The 23,864-nt window shown below is 72.7% G+C and carries 18 protein-coding genes; 4 read left to right on the top strand and 14 right to left on the bottom strand.

Features of this window, described 5'->3' with window-relative positions:
• Positions 1-167: 167 nt before the first annotated feature.
• A complete protein-coding gene (gene serS / locus CED_RS04615) occupies positions 168-1,430 on the top strand; it encodes a serine--tRNA ligase (RefSeq protein WP_011435824.1) in 1,263 nt (420 codons plus the stop codon).
• On the opposite strand, the gene CED_RS04610 is transcribed toward serS, so the two are convergent.
• The 6 genes from CED_RS04610 to CED_RS04585 all read right to left on the bottom strand — a co-directional run bounded on the left by CED_RS04610 (position 1,403) and on the right by CED_RS04585 (position 8,579).
• The gene (locus CED_RS04610; RefSeq protein ID WP_035908839.1) at positions 1,403-2,404 is read right to left on the bottom strand and encodes a squalene/phytoene synthase family protein; all 1,002 of its coding nucleotides are present in this window, start codon (positions 2,402-2,404) and stop codon (positions 1,403-1,405) included. The genes serS and CED_RS04610 overlap by 28 nt on opposite strands.
• A 107-nt stretch (positions 2,405-2,511) precedes the next feature.
• Complete coding sequence (locus CED_RS04605) at positions 2,512-3,471, bottom strand: VWA domain-containing protein (protein WP_035908751.1); 960 nt, start codon at positions 3,469-3,471, stop codon at positions 2,512-2,514.
• Complete coding sequence (locus CED_RS04600; protein ID WP_035908749.1) at positions 3,468-4,520, bottom strand: DUF58 domain-containing protein; 1,053 nt, start codon at positions 4,518-4,520, stop codon at positions 3,468-3,470. Before CED_RS04600 ends, CED_RS04605 begins: the two co-directional genes overlap by 4 nt.
• Positions 4,517-5,626 carry a MoxR family ATPase gene (locus CED_RS04595; RefSeq protein WP_011435828.1) on the bottom strand — a complete coding sequence of 370 codons (1,110 nt, stop codon included), beginning with the start codon at positions 5,624-5,626 and terminating at the stop codon, positions 4,517-4,519. Before CED_RS04595 ends, CED_RS04600 begins: the two co-directional genes overlap by 4 nt.
• A 177-nt stretch (positions 5,627-5,803) precedes the next feature.
• Positions 5,804-7,315: a phytoene desaturase family protein gene (crtI, locus tag CED_RS04590; RefSeq protein ID WP_035730607.1), complete on the bottom strand. Its 1,512-nt coding sequence runs from the start codon at positions 7,313-7,315 to the stop codon at positions 5,804-5,806.
• 67 nt (positions 7,316-7,382) lie between these two features.
• Positions 7,383-8,579 carry a polyprenyl synthetase family protein gene (locus CED_RS04585; RefSeq protein ID WP_049761056.1) on the bottom strand — a complete coding sequence of 399 codons (1,197 nt, stop codon included), beginning with the start codon at positions 8,577-8,579 and terminating at the stop codon, positions 7,383-7,385.
• A 141-nt stretch (positions 8,580-8,720) separates the two neighbouring features.
• Here CED_RS04585 and CED_RS04580 point away from each other — a divergent pair, with 141 nt between their 5' ends.
• Both CED_RS04580 and metF read left to right on the top strand, forming a co-directional pair.
• Positions 8,721-9,407 (top strand): hypothetical protein, encoded by a 687-nt coding sequence (locus CED_RS04580; RefSeq protein WP_023840952.1) that lies wholly within the window; start codon positions 8,721-8,723, stop codon positions 9,405-9,407.
• A gap of 244 nt (positions 9,408-9,651) precedes the next feature.
• Entirely contained in the window at positions 9,652-10,548 is an 897-nt protein-coding gene (metF, locus tag CED_RS04575) for a methylenetetrahydrofolate reductase [NAD(P)H] (RefSeq protein ID WP_035908747.1), read from the top strand.
• A 104-nt stretch (positions 10,549-10,652) separates the two neighbouring features.
• On the opposite strand, the gene CED_RS04570 is transcribed toward metF, so the two are convergent.
• Complete coding sequence (locus tag CED_RS04570) at positions 10,653-10,901, bottom strand: hypothetical protein (protein WP_011435832.1); 249 nt, start codon at positions 10,899-10,901, stop codon at positions 10,653-10,655.
• Between the two features lie 289 nt (positions 10,902-11,190).
• On the opposite strand from CED_RS04570, the gene CED_RS04565 reads away from it, so the two are divergent.
• Entirely contained in the window at positions 11,191-11,949 is a 759-nt protein-coding gene (locus CED_RS04565; RefSeq protein ID WP_051868672.1) for a CDP-alcohol phosphatidyltransferase family protein, read from the top strand.
• Here the strand turns inward: CED_RS04565 and CED_RS04560 are convergent.
• From CED_RS04560 to CED_RS04530, 7 genes are all read right to left on the bottom strand, one after another.
• Complete coding sequence (locus tag CED_RS04560) at positions 11,872-13,359, bottom strand: NAD(P)/FAD-dependent oxidoreductase (RefSeq protein ID WP_035908744.1); 1,488 nt, start codon at positions 13,357-13,359, stop codon at positions 11,872-11,874. The genes CED_RS04565 and CED_RS04560 overlap by 78 nt on opposite strands.
• A gap of 141 nt (positions 13,360-13,500) precedes the next feature.
• Positions 13,501-14,688 (bottom strand): glycosyltransferase family 2 protein, encoded by a 1,188-nt coding sequence (locus CED_RS04555; RefSeq protein ID WP_011435835.1) that lies wholly within the window; start codon positions 14,686-14,688, stop codon positions 13,501-13,503.
• Positions 14,685-15,512: a bisanhydrobacterioruberin hydratase CruF gene (gene cruF / locus CED_RS04550; protein WP_035908742.1), complete on the bottom strand. Its 828-nt coding sequence runs from the start codon at positions 15,510-15,512 to the stop codon at positions 14,685-14,687. The genes CED_RS04555 and cruF overlap by 4 nt, the downstream gene beginning before the upstream one ends.
• A complete protein-coding gene (locus CED_RS04545; protein ID WP_232234953.1) occupies positions 15,509-16,087 on the bottom strand; it encodes an N-acetyltransferase in 579 nt (192 codons plus the stop codon). The genes cruF and CED_RS04545 overlap by 4 nt, the downstream gene beginning before the upstream one ends.
• Before the next feature lie 220 nt (positions 16,088-16,307).
• Positions 16,308-18,908, bottom strand: a complete 2,601-nt coding sequence (locus CED_RS04540; RefSeq protein ID WP_235186886.1) for an FAD-dependent oxidoreductase — start codon at positions 18,906-18,908, stop codon at positions 16,308-16,310.
• 213 nt (positions 18,909-19,121) lie between these two features.
• Complete coding sequence (locus CED_RS04535; RefSeq protein WP_035908739.1) at positions 19,122-19,865, bottom strand: hypothetical protein; 744 nt, start codon at positions 19,863-19,865, stop codon at positions 19,122-19,124.
• Positions 19,862-23,806 carry a BTAD domain-containing putative transcriptional regulator gene (locus tag CED_RS04530; RefSeq protein WP_035908737.1) on the bottom strand — a complete coding sequence of 1,315 codons (3,945 nt, stop codon included), beginning with the start codon at positions 23,804-23,806 and terminating at the stop codon, positions 19,862-19,864. Before CED_RS04530 ends, CED_RS04535 begins: the two co-directional genes overlap by 4 nt.
• Positions 23,807-23,864: the final 58 nt, after the last annotated feature.

Here is a 23,864-nt window from a genome sequence, read left to right as displayed (position 1 = left end):
TTCTGGTGTGGTCTGTGCACCGTAACCGGTGAGCGGCGGATCGCCCCGCATGGTGCCTGCCGGGGCGGGTGCCCGCCGGGCCGGGAGCGGACCGGTGCGCGGGCCGGACGGCTGGTAGCGTTACCGCAAAGCACAATGCGGTACCGATCAGAGGCTGACGCGATTCCATGCTCGATAAGCGCTTTATCCGGGAGAATCCGCAGGCCGTGAAAGACGCGGTCGCGGCCAAAGGCATTGATCTGGATGTCGATGAACTGCTGCAGCTCGACCGGGACAATCGCAAACTGCAGTTCGAGGTGGACGAGGCGCAGGCTCGGCGCAAGAGCTTCGCGAAGCAGTTCGCCGGGGCCGACGCGGCCCGGCGGGCCGAGCTGCGGGCCGAGCACGAGGCGTTCGACCGCCAGCTGAAGGACCTGCGCGAGCAGCTGGCCCGAACCGGGGGCCGGCTGTCCGAGCTGATGCTGCTGGTGCCGGGCATCCCGTGGTCGGGTGCGCCGGTGGGAGCCGACGAGTCGGCCAACGTGGTGTTGCGGACCGTCGGCGAGCCGCCGGAGTTCGACTTCACCCCGCTCGACCACACGGCACTGGCCGAGAAACGAGGGTGGGCGGAGTTCGCCCGGGCCCGGCGGGTCGCGGGGGAGCGGGCGTACGCCCTCGTCGGTGACATGGTCATGCTGGAGCGCGCGGTGCATTCCTATGCGCTCGACCTGCTGCGCGGGCTGGACTTCACCCCCGTGTCGGTGCCCGCCCTGGTCCGGGAGGAGCCGCTCGTCGGCACCGGGATGCTACCCAAGGCCCGCGAGGAGATCTATGCGATCCCCGCCGACGACCTTTACCTGGCGGGGACTGCCGAGGTGGCTCTTGTCGGCCTGCATGCCGGGGAGATTCTCGATGTGGGCCGCCTGCCGATCCGCTACGCCGGCATCTCGCCGTGCTTTCGCCGGGAGATCGGCAGCGCCAGCCGGGACGTCCGCGGTCTGCTGCGCGTCCACCAGTTCGAGAAGGTCGAACAGTTCGTGCTGTGCGCCGCTGACGAGGCCGAGTCGGCCCGCTGGCATGCCGAGTTGCTGGCCACTGCCGAGCGGATCCTGTCCGACCTCGGGCTGTGTTACGAGGTCGTCGAATGCGCCACCGGGGACATGGGCGTCGGCAAGTTCCGGATGAACGACATCAACACCTGGTTCCCCTCGCTCGGTCGATTCCGCGAGACGCACAGCTGCTCGACGCTGCACGACTGGCAGGCGCGCCGGGCGAACCTGCGCTACCGCGACACCGACGGCACCGTGCGTTTCGCGCACACGCTCAACAACACCGCCGTGGCGACCCCACGGCTGCTGGCGGCGTTGCTGGAGAACTTCCAGACCGCCGACGGCGAGGTACGCGTTCCCAAAGTGCTGCGGCCCTACCTGGGGGGCCGTGAGCTGATCTGAGGCATCCCGTGGCCCTGGCCGCGACGCGCCCGGACGGCCCGGACCAGGGCGGGTCCGGCGACCGCCAGCCGGCGCGGGAGCCCGACTGACACGCGGCGTTCGAGCACCCGGTAGTCGGCGCGCTCGACCTCGTCGAGGATGCCCCGGTAGAGGACGAACGCCGTCCGCAGGCAGTCGCGTGAGGTTGGGTGCAGCAGGCGGATGCCGGGCTCGGCGGCGCGGAACAGCTCCCGCGCCCGGCTGATCTCGAAGGCCAGCAGCCGGCGGACCGGCCCGTCAACGACGCCGGCGGCCAGCTGCTCCCGGGTGACCCCGAACAGGTCCAGCGAAGTCCGGGGCAGATAGACGCGGCCGCGCCGCAGATCCTCGCCGACGTNGCGGATGAAGTTGGCGAGCTGGAAGGCCATCCCCAGGTCGCGGGCATAGGGCAGGGCGCTGTCGTCCACTGGCTCGAGGATCGGCACCATCTGCAGGCCGATCACCGCGGCCGATCCGTGCATGTAGACGGTCAGCTCGTCCCAGGTCGCGTACTCCGTCACGGTGAGGTCCATCGCCATCGAGGCCAGGAACGCCGCGAAGTGGTCCGGATCGATCTTGAAGCGGTGAATGGTGTCGACCACCGCGGGCAGCACCGAGACCTCCGCGCGGTGCCGGTCCCTCCCGGTGCCGGCCATCTCGGTGCCGACGTCAACGGCGGGTGTCCCCGCCCGTAGCGCCGCAAGGAACCGGCTGCCCCACTCGTGCAGCCAGCGCGCCCGCTCGGCCTCGGTCAGCGTGGAGTCGAGATCGTCGACGATCTCGTCCGCGTAGCGGGCGAAGCCGTACAGCGCGTGGACGTGGGGCCGCTTCCACCCTGGCAGCAGCAGGGTGGCCAGGTAGTACGTGCGGCCGTGGGCGGCATTGAGCGCCCGGGCCCGCGCATAGGAGGAACGTAGTCGAGGATCGATGATTCCGGCCGCGTCGAGCTGCCCCACGTTAGTCAGCGTAGCCACCCAGCGAGGCGGATAGCGACGGCTCCCGCCCGATCGGGGTCGACCTGCCCCGGGGCGTCCGGTTGACCCCCTCGTCGGCGTCGATCCCCTCAGGGAAGCCGGGACGTGAACGCCAGGGACGTCGCCGCCGCGGCGAATCCCAGCCCCAGGGACAGCCCGAGGAACCAGGTGGTGACCTCCCGGTATTCGGTCCGGTAGCCGATCGAGCTACCGAGCCCCCGGTAGACCGAACGCAGTTCGTCGCCGGAGGTGGCACGATGGTACGAGCCGCCGGTCTGCTCCGCGATGTCACGGAGCGCCTGTTCGTTGACCGGCACCGGCACCTCCTGGCCGCCGACGTCGAGCGTTCCGTCGGCGGTGCCGTAGGCGATGGTGTCCACCGGGATACGGGCTTGCCGCGCCGCCTCGATCGCCTGGTTGTTCGGCCGCCCACGGGTGGTCTCCCCGTCGGAGAGCAGCACGATGGCGGCCGGAGGCGCGCTCTGCCCCGTGTCGGAGAACCGTTTGCCGGCGGTGGNGATCGCCTGGAGCGAGGCGAAGATTCCTTCGCCGACGGCGGTCGCGGGACCGAGCTGCAGGCCGTGGATGCCGGCGCGGACCGACTCGCGGTCGGCGGACGCGGGCACCAGGACCGTCGCGCTGCCGGCGAACGAGACCAGCCCGAGGTTGATACGGGGAGGGAGCTGGTCGACGAATGCCGAGGCGCCCTGCTTGGCGGCCGCCAGCCGGGTCGGGGCGATGTCCGTGGCCGCCATCGAGTTGGAGACGTCGATCGCCAGGATGATCGTCGCGCGTTCCCGGGGAACCCGCTCGGCCCGCGCCGGTCGCGCCAGGGAGAACACCAACCCGGCGAGGGCGAGCAGCAGCAGCGCCGCCGGGACGTGACNGCGCCACCACTGCGGTCGGCGGGGAAGCACCGAGGACAGCAGCGACGTCGACGACAGCCGGGCGGCATACACCCGCCGCCGCGCCGAGACCACGACATAGGAGATCAGCAACGCGCCGACCCCCAGGTACAGCCACAGCCAGTGCCCGGCCAGGAAGCTCACCGGCTGCCTGCCCGACTGGTGCCTGCCCGACTGGTGGCGGGCGCCGCCGTGCCACCCTGGTCGGTCCGACCCACGGGCGGGCGGCGGCCGGCTCCCCGGCCGCGCCGGTTCGCCGAGGCGAACCGGACGATGTCGACCAGCCAGTCCGAGTCGGTGCGCAGGACCAGATGGTCGGCGCCGACCCGGCGCAACGCCAGCGAGACCGCGCTGCGGTGGGCGACGGCGGCCGCGGCGTAACGTNCCCGCAACCGCCGCGACGACGTCGGGACCTCGACGAACGCCCCCGTCTCGGCGTCGACGACGGGCAGCGGCCCGACCGGTGGCAGGGTCAGCTCGAGCGGGTCAACGATCTCGATGGCGAGCACCTGATGCCGCGCCGCGAGCACCCGCAGCGGCCGTTCCCAGCGCAGGTCGGTGGACAGGAAGTCGGAGACGACGACCGCGAGCCCCCGGCGGCGCGGCGGGCGCAGCAGGCCCTCCACCGCCGCGGCGAGGNCGGTGGCCGCCGCCGGATCGGGCCGGCGGCGGGGCCGGTCGTGCGCGCCGCGAGGCGCGGTGATGAGCGTGTGCAGCAGCGCCCGCAGCCCGTCCCGGCCGGGCCGGGCCGGGATCGCCCGTGGACCGGCCTGGGTCAGCGCGATCGCGCCCATCCGGTTGCCGGTGCGGGCGGTCAGGAAGCCGACCGCGGCCGTGGCGGCAATCGCCAGATCACGCTTCTGCCAGGTACCGGTGCCGAACTCGGTGCTGGCGGTGAGGTCCACCAGCGCCCAGGTCTCGAGCTCCCGGTCGGCGATGAGATCGTGGACGTGGGGGACGGTGGTCCGGGCCGTGACGGCCCAGTCCATCCGGCGCACGTCGTCACCGACGGCGTACTCGCGGCTCTCGGCCTTCTCGCTGCCCTGACCGGGCAGCAGCCCGAGATGATCGCCGAGGAGCATGCCGTCGAGACGGCGGAGCACGGTCAGTTCGAGCCGGCGCAGGGTCCGCTCCACCGCCGGATCGGTCGCCGACACGGAGCCGGCCCGGAGCCGGTCCGCGGGGTCCGTCATCCGGACGCACCCTGGTCGAGGTATTCCGGGAAGCCCGAACGCGGGTTCGTCCCCCACCCGCCGGCATGCGGACCGGTGGGGTAGTGGGGGCCCTGCTGGCGGGGCGCCACCTGAGGCTGCGGGACCACGCCCAGGATCCGGGCGGCGATCGCGTCCGCGGTCAGCCCCTCGGCCAGCGCCTCGTACGAGAGCACCAGGCGGTGGGGCAGGACGTCCAGGGCGACCGCGGCGACGTCGTCGGGTACGACGTAGTCGCGCCCGCGCAGCAGGCCGAGCGCGCGGGCCGCCGCGACCAGTCCGAGCGAGGCGCGCGGCGAGGCTCCGTAGGCCAGGTGGCCCTCGAGTTCGGGTAGACCCGCCTCGCCGGGGGACCGGGTGGCGAGCACCAGCCGGACGGCGAACTCGATGATGGCGTGATGGACGAACACCTCGTCGGCTCGGGTCTGCAGCCGGGTCAGCGCCTGCGGGGTCAGGACCCGCTCGGGGAGCGGTGGCGAGGTGCCCATCCGCCGGACGATCTCGAGCTCCTCCGCCGGGTTCGGGTAGGGGACGTTGACCTTCATCAGGAACCGGTCCCGCTGCGCCTCCGGTAGCGGGTAGACACCCTCGGATTCGATCGGGTTCTGGGTGGCCAGTACCAGGAACGGCTCGGGAAGCCGGTGGGTGACCCCGCCGAGCGAGACCTGCTTCTCCGACATCACCTCCAGCAGCGCCGACTGCACCTTCGCGGGTGCCCGGTTGATCTCGTCGGCGAGCACGAAGTTCGCGAAGACCGGGCCGAGCTCGACGTCGAACGCCTCCTGACTCGCCCGGTAGATGCGGGCACCGACGATGTCGGAGGGCACGAGGTCGTTGGTGAACTGGATGCGGACAAACGAACCGCCGACGACGGTTGCGAGGGTCTGCACGGCCAGCGTCTTCGCGACCCCGGGCACGCCCTCCAGCAGGCAGTGGCCCCGGGCGAGCAGGGCGACGAGCATACGTTCGACCATCCGGTCCTGTCCGACGATCACTTTTTTGATCTCGAACAGGGCGCGTTCGAGCAGCGCCGCGTCCGACGTGGTGTCCGGTACGGCGAGGCCGGCCGGGCTGTGCCCTTCGTCCATGGCAGCATTGTCCCAGCCGCATCGTGGAACAGGGTGCCAAAGGACTCGGCACGGCCTGGCCGGAAGCCTCTTCTAAGCCGCTCTTCAGCAACTTCTCGGCGGTGGGAAATGTTCGGGGCACCGGGGCACCGGGGCACCGGGCTGTCGGGCTGTCGGGCTGCCGGGGTGCGTCACGGGTCAGCACAGGGCGCGGGAACGGTAACCCCGGTCAGCGCCGAGGATCCGCTCCGCGGCCAGCCGGCCGGAAATGAGGACCATCGGGACCCCGACGCCGGGCCGGGTGCCGCTGCCGGCGAACACGACGTTCGCGAGGCCCGGGGCCAGGTTCGAGGGGCGGAACGGACCGGTCTGGCGAAAGGTGTGGGCCGCCGCGAACGGGGCGCCCGCCGCCATCCCGCGGGCCCGCCAGTCGGCGGGCGTGGTGACCTGCTCCACCTCGATGGCGTCGCCGAAGCCTCGGTAGCCGTGGCGTTCGCAGGTGGCGACCACCTCGTCGCGGTAGCGCGAGCGCAGCACCGACCAGTCGAGCGGGGCGGTGAGGTTGGGTGTGGGGAAGAGCACGTAGTACGTGTGGCCGCCGGCCGAGGCCATCGCGGGTTCGGTGCGTGAGGGGGTGGTGACGAGGAAGGACGGGTCGCTCATCAGCTCGCCGCGATCGATGATCTCGCGGAAGGTCGACCGCCAGGCCCGGCCGAAGTGGATGGTGTGATGCGCGGTGTGCGGGTACTCCACGCGCGCCCCAGCCAGCAGGAGGAAGCACGAGGGCGAGTACCGCAGGCGGCGCAGGCGGGCCGGCGCCGTCGAGGGAGGCAGCAGTTCGGTGTAGGCGATCGGCAGGNCGGGGNTGAGCACCACCACGTCGGCGCCGATGCGCTCCCCCGCCGCGGTGTGCACCGCGACCGCCCGGCCGCCCCGCACCTCCACCCGCGTCACCGTGGTCTCGTAGCGCAGGGTGGCACCGTGTTTGGCCGCGGCGCCGGCCAGCGCCTCGGCGACGGCGTGCATGCCGCCGGCCGGGTGGTAGACCCCGGCGACGCAGTCCATGTAGGAGATGACGGCATAGAGGGCCAGTGCGTCGTGCGGGGCGAGCCCGGCGTACATCGCCTGGAAGGAGAACATCCGCCGGGTCCGCGGGTCCCGTAGATGGCGGCCGACGACGGTGTCGAGCCGGCGGAAGCCGCCGAGGGCGGCCAGCCGGGCGAGCTGCGGGCGCAGCAACGACAGCGGGGAGTCGACCTGCGCGTCGATGAAGTGGCGCAGCTGGGTGCGGAACATTGCAGTGACGATTCCGACGAACCGCTCGAAGCCGGCCGCCTCCGCCGGGCCGCACAGCGCCCGGATCTCCTGTGCGGTGTCGGCGGGGNCGGCGCGGNTGTCCAGCGACGAACCGTCGGCGAAGAACCCCCGGTACATCGGGTCGAGCCGGGTCAGTGACAGCCAGCGGTCGAGATCCTCCCCGACACAGTCCAGGGCGTCGGCAATCAGCTCGGGCATGGTCAGGACGGTCGGTCCGGTGTCGAAACGATAGTCGCCCAGTGCGAGCAGGCCGGCCCGACCGCCGGGGGTCGCATCCCGCTCGAGCACCGTCACCCGCCGGCCGGCTCCGACCAGGCGCAGCGCGACCGACAGACCGGCGAGACCGGCCCCGACGATGACGACGTGATCCGTCGCTCCGGTCACCGTGCGCACCTGCCACCTGCTTCCTGGTCGATGGACTTCCCTGTCGATGGTGCGGTTACCCGATGTGGTCGGTTGCTCAATGTGATCGCGAAGTCGCTGCCATGGCGAGTTCCGTCAGGGCGGCGAGGGTTGTGACGTCCAGATCCGCCCGTCGGGCCGCCTCGACCGCCGTGGCGGTCCGGGCGGCGATCCGTTCCTCGGCGGCGGCCACCGCTCCGCTTGCGGCGATGATGTCGCGGGCCTCGGCGACCCGGGCGGCGCGGGCCGCGGGGTTCTCGGTGGGCCCGAATCCCGGGGAACATCCGGGTCCCCCGGAATACCCGGGATTCTCGGGCTGTCCCGCATCCTCAGGGTGCCCGGCGCGCCGGACCGGCGGGGAGATCAGCGTGCGCAGCCGGGCCGCCGCGGCCGGCTGCGCACGGGTCAGCGCGAGCGCCAGCAGGCCAGTGGGCCGCCCGTCACGCAGATCCTCCCCGGTGGGTTTTCCCGTCACCGCCGGATCGCCGAACACGCCCAGGAGGTCATCGCGGAGTTGGAACGCCTCGCCGAGCGGCAGGCCGAACGCCGCATAGGCCGCCAACAGGTCCGGCGGCGCGCCCGCGAGCAGACCGCCGAGCTGCAGGGGACGGACCACCGTGTAACCGGCGGTCTTGTACCGGGCGATGCGGACCGCCCGCCCGGGATCGAGGCCGCCGTGCGGACCGGCCTCGGCCTGGCCGACGAGGTCGAGGTACTGCCCCGCCATCAGCTCGCTGCGCATCCGCCCGTAGGTGGGCCAGGCCCGGACCAACGCCTCGGGTGGCATCCTGCTGGCCGCGAGCAGTTCGTCGGCCCAGGCCAGGAACAGATCGCCGAGCAGGATCGCGGCCGAGCGGCCGAAGTCGGCGGGATCACCCCGCCAGCCGGCGGTCCGGTGGACCCGGGAGAAGCGCCGGTGCGCGGCCGGCCTGCCGCGCCGTGTGTCGGAGGCGTCCATGACGTCGTCGTGGATCAGCGCGCAGGCGTGCAGCAGCTCGATGGCGGCGGCGGCGGTCACAATCTCGTCGCAGTCCGGGCCGCCCGCGCCCCGCCACCCCCAGTAGCAGAAGGCGGGACGCAACCGCTTGCCCTCCGCCAGCAGAAATTCGGTGGCGATACGGACGAACGGGATCAGATCGTCGTCGATTCCGCGCAGGAGCGCTCCGCGCGAACCGGCGAAGCGCCGCAACACGGCGGAGACCCGCCGGCGCACATCCACCGTGGTGTGGTCCGGCACCGTGGTGTGGTCCGGCACCGTGGTGTGGTCCGGCACCGTGGTGTGGTCCGGCACCGTGGTGTGGTCCGGCACCGTGGTGTGGTCCGGCACCGTGGTGTGGTCCGGCACCGTGGTGTGGCCGGGGATTGGCCGGCGCCCGGGGTACCGTGCGGTGTGCCCGTGTTCGACACCGCCGTCGTCGTGGTCGCCGTTCTGCTGGTCGCCGCCGCACTGGGCGGATTGACCCTGTTGCGGCTGCCACCCGCGGAGCTGACTCACACTGTCGACGGTATCGACGCCGTGGAGGTTCTGGTGGCCGCCGGCCGCGTCGAGATCTCCGGGCGGGACCGCGAGGACGTGCACGTCGCGCTGACCGTGCGGCGTCGTCCCGGTCGGTCCGTACCCGTGCTCACGAGGGCCGGGAGCACGCTGCGGATCGACGGCCGGGCCAGCGACGTGCGGGTCAGGCTGACCGTGCCGCCACGGGTCCGGGTGCGGGCCGAGGTGCTCGCCGGCGAAATCACGCTGTGGGGGGTAGGCGGTGAACTGTCCCTGGTCACCCGCGATGGCACCATCGCCGGGCGGGAGCTCACGCGCGGTCCGGTCGCCGCGCGCAGCCGGGACGGCGACGTCAACCTGCACTTCAGCGAACCGCCGGACGGCGTGCGGGCGCAGAGCGAGACAGGCATGGTCACCGTCATGCTGCCCGACGGCGAGTACGGGGTGGAGGTGGAGACCGCCGATCCCGGGGCGGCCGACGTGGAGCTGACCCCGTCGGCGCACGCGGCGTGCCAGGTGGTGGCGCGCAGCGTGTCCGGGCGGGTACGGGTCGGTCTCGCCGCGCCGCTGGGACCCTTGTCTATCTGACGTCTCTTGTCCATCTACCGTCCATCTGGGTTGTCCCAGCTGGTCCCGCCCAACGAGCCCGTTTCAGCCGGGTTGCTCACCCACGTTGGTGGAATCGACGGATCATGACTCTCGCGTGATCACGCTGGGGATTCATGGGATCACGCCGGGGAAATGTTGCTGCCCGCTGTCGGGGCCTGATCGGTCGTGTTTCCGATCGGGGGTCCGTCTTCGATCGTGGCCACGCTCGGTCTACCCTCGTGCCATGGCGGCGGTCCGGAGTCTGAGCACGCAACCCACGACGATGGGCGAGTACCTCGCCACCGGTCGTGCGTCCTTTTCCTTCGAGTTCTTTCCGCCGAAGACGCCGGACGGCGAGCGGCAGTTGTGGACGGCCCTGCGCCAGATCGAGGCGCTGCATCCCTCGTTCGTCTCGGTGACGTACGGGGCGGGCGGGTCGACGCGCGAGGGCACGATCCGGGTGACCGAGCGGATCGCCACCGACACCACCCTCACGCCGATCGCCCATCTCACCGCGGTCAACCACTCCGTCGCCGAGCTGCGCCGGGTCATCGGCAACTACGCCGGCGTCGGGGTGCGCAACGTCCTGGCCCTGCGCGGCGACCCGCCAGGGGATCCGCAGGGCACCTGGACCGCCCATCCCGCGGGCCTGCGGCACGCGGACGAACTCGTGCGCCTGGTGAGGTCGGTCGGCGGCTTCTGCGTCGGCGTGGCAGCCTTCCCCGACAAGCACCCACGATCGGTCGACTTCGACAGCGACGCGCGCTACCTGGTGAGCAAGTTCGACGCCGGCGCGGACTACGCCATCACCCAGTTCTTCTTCGGCGCTGACGACTATTTCCGTCTCGTCGACCGGGTCCGCCGGCTGGGCTGCGACAAGCCGATCATTCCTGGGATCATGCCGGTGACGAACGTCGCGCAGATCGTCCGGATGGCGCAGCTGTCCGGCGCGGCCTTCCCGCCGGCGCTGGCCTCCCGGTTGCAGGCCGTCGCCGACGACCCGGCGGCCGTGCGGGCGATCGGGGTCGAGGTGGCGACCGAGTTGTCCCGTCGCCTGCTGGACGGCGGTGCACCGGGCCTGCACTTCATCACCCTCAACCGCTCCAGCGCCACCCGAGAGATCTACCAGGCGGTCCGATAGCCGGCCGCGGTCCGCGGGGTGGCCGATCCGCGGGGTGTCCCGGTGGCGCATGACGGGTGGGCCGCTCGCCTGACCCGTCCGCGCTCATGCCGCCGGGCCGGCACTCAGTCGTGCTCGTCGTAGGCATCGAAGACGCACAGCAGCCATTCGTCGCGGAGCGAATGCTCCCGGACCAGCGCGAACCCGGCCTGGTTGGCGGCGTCCACCACCGCCGTCACCAGGCTGAGATCAAGGGTGTTGAAGATCGGGGTGATCCGTACCGCAAGGATCACCTGGTCGCGATGGGCGGAGAAGACCGCCCGCGGGTCGAGGTCCTCAAGGGTCTCCACTACGCCGCCTACCTGTTCGGACACGTCACTCCCGCCACGTCTGGGTGGCACCGCTGTTCTCTCGTGACACCGCTGTTCCTCCGACACCGCGTCTCCCCACCTCGGGCCGGTCCGGTGACCGATCGACGCCTTCGGTTTTGGTCGCCGGCCGGACGCAGGGTGCCGCTACGGCTCGCGGTAGGGGACGACGAGACTCTATGTCCCAGCATGTCCCAGCGCGAGACGGCGTACCGGACGGATGGCGGCGTACCGGGCGGGGCGCTGGCCGTACCGGGCGGAACGGGATGGCGGAACGGGATGGACGACGGGCACGATGGACGACGTGAGCACCCCGCTACCCGGTCGGGACACCTACCTTGCCCAATGGTCGGCCCTGCACGGCGGCTACGACCTGGCGCGCGGGCTATGGCTCGTTCGTGCCTGGTTGACGGTGGTCTACTGGCTGGCCAGGCCGCTCGCCGCCCGCCGGGTGCGCCCGTCGGCGGTGACCGCCGGGGGGGCCGTGCTCACCGCCCTCGCGATTCCCCCGGCCGTGGCCGGTGGCCGGTGGCCACTGCTGGGGGCTCTGGTGATCGTGCTCAGTGGCCTGGCCGACAACCTCGACGGAGCGGTGGCGATTCTCACCCGACGCGCGAGCGCCTGGGGATATGTCCTGGACTCCGTCGTGGACCGCTGCGGTGACCTGGCCTACCTGCTGGCCCTGTGGTGTCTCGGCGCACCCGGCGGCCTCGTGATCGCGGCAGGCAGCATGCTGGGACTGCTGGAGTACACCCGGGCCCGGGCCGGCAACGCCGGCTTCGACGAGATCGGTGTGGTGACCGTCGGGGAGCGGCCGACCCGGATCATCATCGCCGCGGTTGGCTCGTTCGGAGCGGGTCTGGTGCCCGGCCTCGCGAACCTCGCCGCGAGTATCGCGACGACCGCGACGCTGGCGGTCTGCGCCATCGGCCTCCTTCAGCTCACGGCCACGGTCCACGCGGCCCTGACCGCCGGGTCAGGCCGGGCCGATGAGACCGGCGACGATGCCGGCGGAGAGCACGACGAGCGGCAGCCCGCCGCCGGGATNGGTTGACCCACCGACGAGGAACAGGCCGGGTACCCGGGATGCGTTCGGAGGCCGCAGGAAGGCCGCCCGCACGCCGTTCGAGGATCCACCGTAGATGGATCCGCCCACCGTCCCGGTGCGCCGTTCCAGATCCGCCGGGGTGATGGTCTCGTACCAGCGCAACCGGGAGCGGACGTCGAACCCGCGGGCGGCGAGCACGTCGAGGATGCGCCGGGCGTAGCCGTCGGTGAGCCCGGGACGGTCCCAGTCCAGGGTGCCTGCGCCGTTGTGGCCGCCCGCGCCGCGATGCGGGGGCGCGTTCACCAGGATGAACCACGCCTCGCAGCCCGGCGGCGCGCAGGCCGGGTCGGCGGGCGCGGCAAGATAGATAGTGGGATCGGCCGCCAGCCGGCCCGCGAAGACGGCATCGAACTCGGCATCGTAGTCGGCGGGGAAGGTGACCGTGTGATGCCCCAGCCCGGGCGTGCGACCCGTCAGGGCCAGCAGCAGCACGAAGCCGGACATCGACGGTACAGTCCGCCGCAGCCGCCGGCGGCCGACCCGATCGTTCACCAGCCGGCCGTAGAGCGCCGCCGCGTCGGCGTTCGCGACGACGACGTCCGCGGGCAGCCGGATACCGTCGGCGAGACGGACCCCGTCGACCCGGCCGCCGGGGGCCCGGGTCACCGCCAGCACCGGCGCGTCGAGCAGGATCCGGACGCCGCGTTCCTCGGCGCGGCGGGTGAGCGCATCCCCGAGGCGGCGCAGGCCGCCCGCGACGTACCAGCCCCCGAAGCGCCGTTCCGCGTGGACCACCGACACCAGAGCGGCGGGGGNGTGCCGGGGATCGGACCCGGAGTAGGTGGCATAGCGGTCCAGGATCATCCGCAGCCGGGGATCACGCAGGTAGCGCAGGCCCAGCCGGCGCAGGCTCCGGCCGGGCGCGATCGCGGCGATGTCACCGGGTGCGGACCAGGCGAGCCGAACCAGCCCGGTCGCCGACACGGGACTGGACAGGAACGGTCCTTCGGCGGCGTCGAAGACCCGGCAGGCCCGGTCGGCGAGCCGCCGCCAGTCCTCGCCCGACCCGGGGGCGATCCGATCGTCCAGTTCGGCCACGAACGCGTCGTCGTCGGCATGTGCGGCGAGCGTCGTGCCGTCGGCGAACCGGTAGGACGCGATCGGGTCCAGCCGACGCAGCTCCACCTCGCCGCGCAACGGCCCGCCGGTCGCGGTGAACAGGTCCTCGAACACGCCGGGCATGGTCAGCAGGGACGGACCGGTGTCGAAGCCGAACCCATCGCGCTCGTACCAGCCGAGCTTGCCTCCGGTCCGCGACGACTGCTCGCAGACCGTCACGTCATGCCCGGTGGCGGCGAGCCGGGCCGCGGCCGCCAGCCCGCCCACACCGGCGCCGATCACCACAACACGGGCCATGCNACGACTGTACGAGCTGCTCCTTCCCGGTTATCCACGAGGAAGGAAACGGGCATCGAAGCCTCGGGAAGAAGAAGGAAGCCGCCGGAGGGGCAAGGGAAGCTCCTGGCGGGGTGCGGGGTGCGGGGTGCGGACCAGTGGTCAGGGGCAGCGGGTAACCGGTCGTCCCTTCCATCGGGCGGTACCCCGCCGACGACGCCACCACGACACCGCAGTCAGGTAGCCCAACAGGCTCACGGAAGCCGGATGAGCGGCGGCGTCGGGCCAGCTCCGGCCGCCCGTGCGGCGGGCGGCGAGCACCCGGCCGGCGACCCCGGCGAGGTACCCGACCGCGCCCGGGCCCGAGCCACCCAGTGCCGCCACCGCCGGCACGACGAACAGCCAGGCCAGCATGCCGATCTGCCCGACGCTGCCGAGCGTGCTTCCACCGGCGACGGCCAGCGACTTCGCGTAGCCGTCCCGCAGCTGTGACCATCCGGAGTACATCCGGTTGACCGCGAGATCGGTGCCGTCCACGACCACTCCCCGCCCGCCGGCACGCTTGAGCCTGCGCAGCAGGGCGACATCCTCGATGACCTGGTCCCGGACACCCTCGTGGCCGCCGGCCCGGCGGTAGGCCGCCACGTCCACGGCCAGCAGCTGTCCGCCCGCCGCCGAAAGCGACGGCCGGGCGGAGCGTTCGGCCAGCCGCAGCGGCAGCAGCGCCAGCCACGACCACTGGAGCAGGGGTTGGATCAGCCTTTCGGCGACACCGGCCGCCTCCTGACGCGGGTAGGGCGAGACGAGGTCGAGGCCGGCGTCCCGCAGGAGGAGAACGGTCCGCGCGACGCCGTCGGGGGCCACCGTGACGTCGGCGTCGACGAAGACGAGGACCGTGCCCGTGGCCGCCGCCGCGGCCCGGGCGCAGGCGTGCGGTTTGCCGAGCCAGCCGGCGGGCGGCTCCGCACCGCGCAGCGCGACGATCCGGTTGTCCCTCGCCGCCCACCGCGCGAGGATCTCCCCGGTGCCGTCGGTGGAACCGTCGTCGTAGACGAGGATCTCGAGGTCGGGCACCCACCGTGAGCCGAGCAGGGCCGACAGGCACCGCGGCAGGCTCCTGGCCTCGTCGCGGACGGGTAGCACGACCGTCACCCGTTCGCGTACCGGCCGGGCCGGCGGTGGGACGCGTAGCAGCCGCGCGTTCACCGCCGTGTGCACGGCGATGGCGGTGGACGCCACCGCGGCGGACCGTACCGCACCCGACCAGCATCGCCCGGCAAGCCACCGGGCCGGGGATCTCGGTACCGTCCGGTGCCTCGTCCCGTGCCCTGTCCGCCACGGCGCCGTCATCGTGGTGGGGAGCCCGCCGGGACCGGGCGGTCCCCGGCCCGGGCACGGTCCCGGGGTCCGGCCCGGGCCGCCGCGACGAGCGCAGCCCCCATCGCGATCCCGCCGGCCGCGGCCACACCGGGACGGTCGAAGAAGGTGAGGTTCGCCAGCGTCGAGGAGACGTAGGCCCACAGGAGAAGGGCGAGCGGGGCGCGCTCGTCGCGAGCCGTGCTCCCGGCCTGGTCCGGAAGCGCCGTCAACGCCGCGGTCATGGCGATCGCGACGGCCACCCAGCCGGCGGTGTTGGTGAGTGGGATTCCGTTGAGCGTCGGGCCGCCGCCGAGCCACCGCCAGTACCCCGCGGCGACCATCTGCGGGTCGATGAAAAGATCCCAGGCCGCGAGGACGAGCGCGGCCAGCACGACGGTGCGCGCCCGGCCGCGGTGGTGGCGACGGGCCAGGACATACGCCGGGTAGGTCGCCATCGCCCAGGCCATCGGCACCACGACCGGGACGCCGTACAGGCNNGNGCCCNGGGNNNNGCCGTAGACGTAGCGGCCGAAGGGCCAGCCGGTGTGCACGCCCACGGTCTCCACGAGCAGCCCGCCGCCGACGGTCACGGCGAGAAACCCGGCGGTCCACGCTCGGCCACGGGTGAGCAGGGCGTGGCTCACCGAGGAGGCGAAGAACAGCACGATCGAGGCGATGGCGAGCGCCGCCCCGGCGGATCCGGTGACCAACGGACAGGGGAGCTGCACCGCCACGGTGGCCGCCGCGAAGATCCACGGCACCGCGGTGGGCCGCGCCGGCCGCGCCGATCCGGTGAAGAGCGCGTCGGCGGTCATCGTACCGGTGCGTGCCGGTCGGCTCCTTGGGCGGAGGCAGCGTCGGGACGGGCGGGGGAGCGTCCGCGGAGCTCCTTGCCGAGCACGGCGTAGGGGGTGAGGGTCCCGGGGAACTGGAAGTCGGACAACAATGGAACGAATCCCTCATGATCGTACAACCGGCGCGCCGGACTGCCCGGGGGTTCGAGGGCGGACAGCGCGGCCGTGCGTTGCGGGGCCCCGCGCAGCAGCTCCCGCAGTATGGTGCGCCCGATCGCCCGGCCCTGGTAGGCGGGCAGGACGTGCAGCTCCACGATCTCGAGACAGTCGTCGAGCCAGTACGCGGCCGAGTCCGGCGGGAGCGCGCCGGCGACGACGTCGTGCCACCACTGGCCGACCCGGCCGGGCAGGGCGTAGGTGATCCCGATGAGTTCGTCGTCGGGTGTGACGGCCGCCACGGCACGAAGGTCCCGCCGCTCGAAGTGCCGGCGCGCATGGGCGGCCCGGTCCCGGGCGGCCCGCTGCGGGTCAGGCTCGTGGTGATCGAGGAAAGCGGCCTTGTAGACCGCGATGACATCGTCGAGCCGGGTGCGCATCCGGCTCGGGGACCAGCGGACCACCCTCACGTCCACGTCGGTCACCGGCGTCGCCTCCTGTCCGCGCCCGGATCGCCGACCTGGCCCCACGAGTCGGGTCCGGCGAGCCAGGAGGCTGGGGCGCACCATCACGTCGCTCGACGATAACTCGCCGCCCGCCGGCACCGCTCGGCGATGGGAATTACTGCTACGTAACGTCATTCCACTGATGTGGAGGGTGCTAACTCCGGATGGGTGGGAGACCGGCCCGATCACCGGCCATGGCGAGCGTGGCGCAGCGCGGCGTGCCGGCGAGGAGGTCGGCCACCAGCATGGCCACCGCCGGGGCCTGCACGGTGCCACCCGCGTTCGTCCCTGCCGCCACGATCACCCGGCCGCCGTGGTCTGCCACGGCCTCGACAAGGGGGAGGCCGTCCGGGGTCGCCGGGCGCTCGCAGACGCGGACGTCGAGCATCTCCACGCTGCCGTCAGGCCGGCGCAGCGTCGGGAACAGGCCGGCGACCGCCTGCTCGAAAACCGCGCGCAGACGGGCGACGCCGCTGTCCGCGGCCGCCCGCACGGCGGTGCCCAGATACCCGAATCCGCCGCTGACATGGATCCTGGCACCATCGGCGGACAGCGTCACATTGATCACACCTAGGGGATCTCCGGCGTGGACCTTCACCGGCCGTCGCAGACCCGGGTTCGGCAGGGTCAGCGAGAGGCCGAGCAGATGCGCGACGGCACCGGCGCCGGGCCAGGCGGCGCCCAGCAGCCGCTGCAGGTCGCGGCCGGCCACGGTCACCACGGCCCAGCCGGTGCGCAGGGTCGAGCCGTCCGCGAGATGCAGCCGGACCCCGCTGCCGGCTCCGNTCCCGATTTCGTGCCCGGCCTCGTTCCCGTTGCCGTCGGGGTTCCCGTCGAGGTTCCCGTCGATGTCGGTCTCGATGTCGGTCTCGATGTCGGTCTCGATGCGTTCCACCCGGGTGCCGGCGCGCACCTCGACGCCCGCGGCCCGCAGCCGGTCGATGAGTACCGTGGCCAGATCGTGGATGTTGACCGCGTAGCCGTCCACCTCGACCGCTGCGGTCACCTCCCGGACGCCGTCGGGCAGCGGGACCGAGCGGCCCAGCGCGGGCCAGTCGCGAACCAGGTCCGCCCGGGACAACCGAACGACCCGCCCCCCCGCGGACCGCTGCAGCCGCTCGCCCGCGGCGAGGTCGTCCGGACCGAGATAGATCCGCGGGATGCGGGCGTCCCAGCGCAACCCGCACCCGGCAGCGAGCCCGTCCCCGCCGTCGGCGAGCGCGAAAAGATGCTCCCACCCGCGCAACCCCAGCCGGTTCAGGGCGATCACCAGGTCCCGGGCCACCGCGTGCAGCCCGGGACGGTCGGCGCACTGCTCGAAGGCGCCGGCCCAGGCCCTCTCCGGCTCCGACAGCGACTCCGGGTCCCGTAGCCGCCAGCCGCCGTGCGTCGGATCGCGATCGAGGACACCCGCGCGGCTCGCGTCCGCCTGCGGCAGGGTCTCGGTCGCCGACAGGTGCCGACCGTTCGTCCCCGCGAACGTCGTGCCCTGGGCGGCAGGGTCTGCCCGGTCGGCAGGCGCGGCGTCGAGGACCCGGACGGGGTGGCCCCGCAGCCGCAGCACGAGCGCGATCGTGAGTCCGACGATCCCGCCGCCGACGACCACCACGTCGTGCTTGTCGACGGCGGAACCGTCAGAGGCCGGGTCCTCGACGGCCCGGCGGCCGGTGCCCCGCCGATCGCCCCGGCGATCGGCCAGGTCATGACGATCGTCCTTCGGGCCGTTCCCGGTGAGGCCGTTCCCGGTGAGGTCGTTCCCGGTGAGGTCGTTCCCGGTGAGGTCGTCCAGGTCGGCCCGTCCGACCACCGCGAGGAACGCCTGATCGAGATCGTTGCTGCAGGCGGGACTGTGCATCGCCACGGAGCAGAGAGTGAATCCGCGCCGCGGCTCCCCGCCGTCCTCGGCGATCCGCCCCGCGAGCAGCTCGCGGACCGGGCCGAGGAACCGGGGGGCGTTGTCGATCACGACCTCCAGGTCGCGGCGGTCGTAGGCGTCGACCAGCGCCCGGTCGGTGAAGACGTGCGGTTCGCTGACCGACACGAGTCGGCGGCCGGTGAACGACTTGACGTGCCGCATGTCGATCATGCCCGCGGATATCCGGGGCCCGTCGTGCACGAGGGGCGCGGCGATGCTGATCAGATCGGCGGCGTCGAGGACGTCCTCGACGGTGCGGGCGACGTGGATCCGGTCTACCGGCAGTCGGTGCTTCGCCGCCCAGAGCGCGACCGTCGCCGGCCTCGCCGCGAGTGAGGGAGCGTGCACGGCCAGGTGCCAGCCGCGTGCGACGCCCTCCCGGGCGACCCGGCTGTTGATGTTTCCGGCGCCGACGAGGCCGAGCACGCCCGGCCGATCGGTGCGCGTGGCGGCCCCGGCCGACTCGGCGCCGGGTGCGTGGCCGAGCGGGTCGAACAGCCGGTCGACGATGAACCGGGCGACGTGCCGGGCGTTGACCTCGGGGGTGTTGCGCACCTCGATCCGGTGGCGGGCCGCGGCGGCCAGGTCGACGGCAGCGAGGGAGGTGCCCCGGCGGACCAGCAGCAGGGGTCGGTCCCGGCCGGCCTCCGCCGGGTCCGTGCGGACCGCGGTGGCCCACCGTTCGAGTGCCGGTCCATCCACCGCGTTCACCCCGACGACGAGGGTGTGCGGCCGCAGTTCGACCAGGGCGTCGGCCAGGCCCGTCGGCCGGGTGGCCAGCTCCGGGCGTAGCCGGGCGGCGTCGTGCCGAGTGACGAGCCGCGCGACCCGTTCGCTCACCGGTGTCGCGATCAGAACCCGACGGCGGGGGGGCTGCGTCCAGGGCGCCTGCTCGCGGGGTATCGACATGCGGCTTGCTTCACCCGGTTCGTGGGAAGGTGCGGGGCGTGGGAAGGTACGGGCGGCCCCTCCACGGTGGCGGGTGCCGTTCAACGGGGTGTCAAAGCAGGCCGTGTCCCCGCCCGGATACGGCGGGGGGCCGTGGCCGGATCTTCAACGCGGCGTCAACGTCGGCCCGGGGCTGACCTGCAGGAGAGGATCCCGCCCGCCCAGCGTCCCCCGCGAGCCGAGCACCGCGAACCGCGCGAACAGTTCCTCGCTGTACCAGCCGACCATCGGTGTGCGCCGGACGACCTCGCTGTGCGCGGGGCGGCCGTAAGCGAACCTGCGCAGCGACGCCGCGTCCTGCCAGAGGCTGAACGTTCCCTGTAAGCCGATCGGCGCCTCCCCGATGCCAGCCGCGAAGATCAGNCCCNCGGCCTCGGCGAGGTCGNCCGCCACCGCCGGCACCGCTTGGCGGAAGGCGAGGGTGTGCCGCAGGGCGATGCGGGCCCGGGTGATCACCGCGACCGCCGCGGGGGCGCTCGCGGGAGGCGGAACGTTCGACGCCGCCGGGTCGCCGAAGGGCTCCTGCCGTGACCACCGCCCACGTGACGACAGCGGGTGAAGGTCGATCCGCCAGCGTTCTTCGGCCAGCGACGACCATGCCCGCACCGGCGCGGATCGTTCGAAGGAACGGGCCGCCGACGGGGAGGACCAGACGGCGACCATCGCCCACTGGCACGGATCGGCGTCGCGCAGGGTGAAACTGCTCGCCGAACCGGTGCCCAGCAGTTTTGCGAAGGTCAGTCCCGGTGTGTGCCGCAGGGCGGTACGGTCGGCGGCCATCCGCGCCAGGGCGTAACCGATCCGTCGCCGGGGCACCCGCCAGAAGTCGACGGTGACAAGCGTGCTCATCGCCGCACCGATGACAGGCGCAGCAAGCTGTCCCGGGCGGCCCCGTACTTGTCGGCGAAGGCCGTGGCCACGGCCCCGGCGCCGTCGTTGTCGCGCAGGGGTACCATCCGGCACCGTCCGGTTCCAGCCAGTACATGCCGACCGTCGCCCGCCACCTCCGCGAGCAGGCCGTCCGGACCGCCGCGGCCCAGCAGCGCGACGAGGTCGGGGGAGGAGACGTACACCGCCCCGTCGAGGCGCACGAACTCGGCCTGTACCTCGAGATGGCCCGCGTCCGACGGGGAGACGCGCAGCGGCACCCGCAGATAGTCGTCCAAGGCGGTGCTCCCTTCCAGACTCCAGAGCCGCTCGAAGTGCTGTTCGACGAACTGGACCAGGGTGGAGGAGACGGCCGCCTCGTGCTGGGTCGCGGCGGCCGAGGAGTACCCGACGGGGAACGTCGAGACCAGCGCCCCGGTGTCCCAGCGGTGATACGTCGTCAGGGGCTGTTCGGTGTAGAGACGCACCGCGAGCCGGGAGCGCAGGACGGGAGCGAGCCGATCCCGCAGTGCCTCGAGGACCAGCAGGTTCGAGCGGATCATGCCCGGTACGTCGACGCTGTGCAGGAGGTCGGCGGCTCGTCCGGCCACGGCCGGGGAGTCCGGGTCGAGTAGGAGCACCTGAATGATCGCTCCGGCGTCGACCGCCGCGAGCACCGCGTCGGCGAAGGCGGTCCGGTGCTCGGGGGTCGCCAGATCCGTCCAGGTGTTGAGTAACCGGACGCTGCGCCGGGACGATGCGATCCGGGCGATGAAGTACGCCGGGTCGAACGTGCTGAGCAGCCGCCCGCTGGTGAACTGGGTGGGCTCGGCCGTGACCGGTGCGCTCAGCCGTTCCTCGGCGGCCGGCAGCTCGGGGGAGCCCTGCTGACGTAGCAGCGTGATGCCCTGCTGCCAGGATCGCCGCGCCGCCGGATGGTCGTCCATCTGGGCGAGGATGTCACCCCGGCGGATGAGCACGCGTGGCTCCCAGCGGGTGTCGGGTAGCTCGGCGAGCAGCGGCAGGCTCTCGTTGTAGCTTGCCAGAGCCCGGTCCAACCGGTACTGGAAACGGTGGAGATCGCCCAACCGGCGCAGGGCCAGCGCCTCCAGCGGGCGGTTGCCGAGTTCGCGGGCGATCGACAGGCTCATCGTCAGGCAGTTGATGCCGTCGGTGAGCTCGTCCCGGTCGCCGTGGACCATGGCGACGTTCACCAGGGTCTCCGCCTCGGCCTTGCGGGCGCCGCCCCGGCGCATCATCTCCAGGCCGGCCTCGAAGTGGACCAGGGCCGCGGAGAACTCCCCCCGACCGCGGCAGGCGTCGGCCAGCCCGCGCAGCGTCCGGGCCTCACCCAGCTCGTCGCCGAAGTCGACGAAGATCTTCCGGGCGCGGGTGAGGCGTTCCGTGGCCAGCGCCAGGTGGTCGACCGTAGCCCGGTAGACCTCGACCGCCGGTTGACCGTCGGGGTCCGTGCCGTCCGCGTCCAGTCGCCAGAAGGCGTCCTCGAAGGCCAGCGTGATGTCGCGCTCGGCGAGGTTGGTCAGCAGCGTCGCCTCGGCGAGGCGGTGCCCGCCCCGGCGGGCCGCGGCCAGCCCCAGGACGTGGCTCTGCTCCCAGTCGCCCCAGTGCGCCGCGAAGGCGTAGAACTCGGCGGCCTCGGTGGCGAGCAGCCAGGTCGGCTCGTCGAGACCGGCCGCGTGGGCCTGGTCGATCAGGCTCAGGAGGTTTCCCCGTTCCCCGCCGAACCAGACCAGCGGCCGACCGACCAGGTCGGCGACGCCTGCCTGTTCAAACCGAAACACGGCCCCCGTCGTGAGCGCCGCCGCGTCCTCGGCGGCGGGGGTGAGGGTGCGCACCCCGCCGGGGCTGAAGGTGTCGACCGCCTCCCGCAGCATCGCCAGATAGGCGTACAGCAGCCGCCCCAAGGCCGCCCGGTGTTCTCCGGACACGGTGGAGGGGGCCTCGGTGGAGGGGGCCCCGGCGGAGGGGGCCCCGGCAGCGTCGTGGTGCCCGTTGCCGGTGTGCCCGTTGCCGGTGTGCCCGTTGCCGGTGTGACGGTTGTCCCCGCCGGCCTCGGGGATCCGACCCGGGGCCGCGGGGTGGCCGAGCGGGGTGCCGACCCCGGTCTCGCGCTCCCGGGCGAACACCCGGAGCAGGTCGTGAAAGCGGTAGCGCTCGGTTCCCGTCCGGTCGGCGCCACGTCGTTCGAGTAGCTGGGCGTCGGCGAGCCGGTCGACGACGTCCTCGGCTTCGTCGAGGTCGAGGTCGAGGACCGCCGCCGCGGCCCATGGCGCGAAATCGCTCATCGCGGGCAGCGACAGCAGCCGGAAGGCGCGCTGCTCGTCCGGCGGCCGGCCCTCGTAGCTCAGCGAGAAGCTGGCCCGGATCTCCAGGTCGCCGGCCTCCAGCCAGGACAGCCGGTCGCGTTCGTTGGCGAGCCGCCCGGCCAGGCGGGCCAGTTTCCAGTGCGGATGGGCGGCCAGCTTGCGCCCGGCGATCTGGATCGCCAGCGGTAGGTAGCCGCACAGGCCGACGATGTCACGCGCGGCCTCGGGCTCGGTGTCGACCCGCTGCGTGCTGACCATCTTGGCCAGCAGCTCCACCGCGTCACTGGGCAGCAGGACGTCCACCATCCAGTACGGGGCGCTCAGACCGTGCAGCCGCNACCGACTCGTGATGATGACCGCGCAGCCCGGGCTGGTCGGCAGCAGCGGCCGGATCTGTGCCTCGCCCCCCGCGTTGTCGAGGATGATCAGGACCTTGCGGGTCGCGAGCAGCTCCCGGTACATCTCGCCGAGATCGTCGGGGTCGGCCGGTACCGCGGAGCGGCTGACCCCGAGCGTCTGGACGAACCGGGACAGCACCCGGGCCGGGGCCAGCGGGGTGCTGTTGCCCCGCAGGTCCACGTACAGCGTGTCGGTGAACCCCGTGCGGACGCGATGCGCGATGTGCACGGCCAGGGCGGTCTTGCCGGCGCCGGCCTTACCCGCGAACGCCGCCACCACGGTTCCCCGTGACAGCCCGACCGGATCGGTCAGCATGGCGTGCACCTGGGCCTGGATCGTGTCGCGCCCGGTGTATTCGCGGATGTCCGGGGGCAGCTGGTACCCCCCCTGGCTCGTGGGCGCCACGGAGACCCGCCGGTCGAGCGAGCGGGGCGGGGTCCAGGCCAGGCTGGACGCGCCGCGCAGCACGTCCTCCTGCAGCTGCTGCAACATCGCGGAGTCCAGCCCCAGGTCGTGCAGCGCCTCCAGGCCCTCCCGGCAGGCCCGGGCCGCGTCCTCGATCCGACCGTCCCGGTAGAAGGCGAGAACCAGCTCTCGGCGCAGCCCGTCGTCGTGGGGGTGCCGTGTCACCAGCACGCGCAGATCCCCGATGACCTCGCGATGACGACCCAGAGAGAGATCGGCGGCGATCCGGGTCTTGGCGATGTCGAGCTGGAGTTCGTCGAGGGCGTCCACGTAGGCCCGGGTGAACGGGTAGTCGATCAGGTCGACCAGCGGCGGTCCCCGCCAGAGGGCCTGGGCCTCCTGCAACGGGGCGATCGCGCTCACCGGGTCACCGTCATCCACCGCGCGCCGGCCCTGTTCCAGCAGCCGACGGGCCTGCTCGGAGTCGATCTGCTCCGGGCGCACGTCAAGGACGTACCCGGTCCCCTTGCGCAACAGCACCTCGGAACCGGTCTCCAGCCGCCGCCGCAGCTCGCTGACATGGGTGCGCAATGTGGCCAGCGCCTTCTCCGGCGGTGGGTCCCCCCAGATCACCTCCAGCAGCCGGTGACCGGGCACCACCTGACCGGCTTCCAGCAGCAACGCGGCNATCAGCACCTTGCGCTGGGTGCCGCCGAGCACGATGGGTGCTCCCCCGGCAGTGATCTCCAACGGGCCGAGGATGGCGAACTGCAGGCTGTCGCGGTCAGGCATCTGGTCCTCTCGTACGACCCCCGGTGATGTCTGTATTACCGCAGCGTGCGCCGGGAGG

Origin of the sequence: Frankia sp. CeD (assembly GCF_000732115.1) — a bacterium.
Classification (GTDB): Bacteria; Actinomycetota; Actinomycetes; order Frankiales; family Frankiaceae; genus Frankia; species Frankia casuarinae.
The sequence above is the reverse complement of the archived record's forward strand: the minus strand, read 5'-3'. Positions and strand labels throughout refer to the sequence as shown.

Coding starts and splice junctions, on each gene's coding strand:
- metF (WP_035908747.1), top strand. CDS start 9,652: ATGGCGGCGGTCCGGAGTCTGAGCACGCAACCCACGACGATGGGCGAG.
- serS (WP_011435824.1), top strand. CDS start 168: ATGCTCGATAAGCGCTTTATCCGGGAGAATCCGCAGGCCGTGAAAGAC.
- CED_RS04555 (WP_011435835.1), bottom strand. CDS start 14,688: ATGACGGCGCCGTGGCGGACAGGGCACGGGACGAGGCACCGGACGGTA.
- CED_RS04545 (WP_232234953.1), bottom strand. CDS start 16,087: ATGCGCACCCGGCTCGACGATGTCATCGCGGTCTACAAGGCCGCTTTC.
- CED_RS04595 (WP_011435828.1), bottom strand. CDS start 5,626: ATGGACGAAGGGCACAGCCCGGCCGGCCTCGCCGTACCGGACACCACG.